Origin of the sequence: Halorhodospira abdelmalekii (genome assembly GCF_016583625.1) — a bacterium.
Classification (GTDB): Bacteria; Pseudomonadota; Gammaproteobacteria; order Nitrococcales; family Halorhodospiraceae; genus Halorhodospira; species Halorhodospira abdelmalekii.
Genome location: NZ_NRRN01000130.1, coordinates 1 through 1,448, shown reverse-complemented (window position 1 = coordinate 1,448; position 1,448 = coordinate 1). Strand labels below are relative to the sequence as shown.

2 protein-coding genes are annotated in these 1,448 nt (G+C 64.3%); one reads left to right on the top strand and one right to left on the bottom strand.

The annotated features are described in order from the left end of the window. Positions 1-486 (top strand): tyrosine-type recombinase/integrase (locus CKO15_RS14310; RefSeq protein ID WP_242464818.1); only part of this gene is annotated, 486 nt, incomplete at its 5' end. 108 nt (positions 487-594) lie between these two features. Here the strand turns inward: CKO15_RS14310 and CKO15_RS14305 are convergent. Next, positions 595-1,059: a hypothetical protein gene (locus CKO15_RS14305; RefSeq protein WP_242464817.1), complete on the bottom strand. Its 465-nt coding sequence runs from the start codon at positions 1,057-1,059 to the stop codon at positions 595-597. Between the last annotated feature and the right edge of the window lie 389 nt (positions 1,060-1,448).

Here is a 1,448-nt window from a genome sequence, read left to right as displayed (position 1 = left end):
CCACACTTGGTCATGACCCAATCGGGGTCATTGACCGAGGATGCGACGATGAGCACGTTGCGCCACCGCATGATCGCGGCCATGCACATGCATGGCTTTTCTGCCCACACCCATGAGAGCTATTGGCCGGCGGTGGACTTGGAGGTGACGCTGCCCAAGCGCGCCCAGCGCATCCCGGAGCTGCTCACGCGCGCCGAGGTCGCGGCCATCCTGGCCGCTTGTGGCGACCGGCGATATCGCACCATGCTGAGCCTGTGTTACGGGGCCGGTTTGCGCTTGAGCGAAGTGCTGACGCTGCGCGTCGCTGATATCGACGGGGAACGCAAGCTCCTGCGCATTGCCCAAGGCAAGGGCGCGAAGGATCGCCTGGTGGTGCTCTCGCCAAGCCTGCTCGAGGCGCTGCGCGCCTACTGGCGCCTATACCGCCCGCGCGAGTGGTTGTTCCCGAGTCGGGACGGGACCCCGCTGAGCCCGACCAGCCTGTAGAAGGCCTTTTCCGAGGCCAAGCNACGCCACCCACCAACTGGCCGCCGGCCTCGGCGTGGAACGGCTGCAGCGCCTGATGGGCCATGCCAGCATCCACACCACGCTGCGCTACCTGCACTGGCTGCCCAGTGCCGGCGAAGGCGAAGGCGAACGATCCCCGCTGCATTGCTCGACCAGGATAAAATTCGACACCGGTTCGATAGCCACCAAGCGCATCCCATCCTGCCAGGTCTCGTCCTCAGCGATACTGAGCGTGCGGTGGGGCATCTCCCGTGCCAGCGCCTCTCGTTGCTCGTCGGCACAGGCCAGAATGTGGCTCTCTAGTTCAGCCTGAAAGGCTTGCTGCGTCCCGTAGGAAGCACCAATGAAAGACGCTAGTCCGCTGTATTCCAAGAACTCCATCACTACGCGAATGCCAGCACCGCCACGCTCACTGATGCACCAATGGGCAGCCACCAACGCCCGCTGCAGCCAAGCGATTCCCTCAGGAGTCGCGCAGAACGCAGCCAGCCCAGCAGGGGCCTCTATCCCCGCATCGGAAGCCAACCAGTGGCGCAGCGTGCCACGCGCCACGCCCACACTCGCCGCCGCTGAGCGCTCGCTCTGACCGCCCTCCTGTGCCCGAACAACCTCATCAAGCAGTTCAGCACGATGACAGCGATTATGGATTGGCGTCGGGATACGATCTAGAGTAGAGTCGTCGGCGTTGGTGGGTTTCAGTCATGGCCGCTTCCTTCGGTAGATGGGTCTCTTCCACGTGTACGCCATGCCGGCACTCCTGCCATGCCTCTGTGGTGACTGGGTTGCTCTCCTAAGTGGGCGATCTCCGCGCCTGGTGGACCAATCGATGATCAAGGCCATCCCTTGGTCCACTGGTCTGACGTGAAGCCAAGGGGCTGTCGCCCACCGGTGGCAACCGGTGATCGCCACCCCCACCGGCCGCACCGCCACCCTCCCCCATG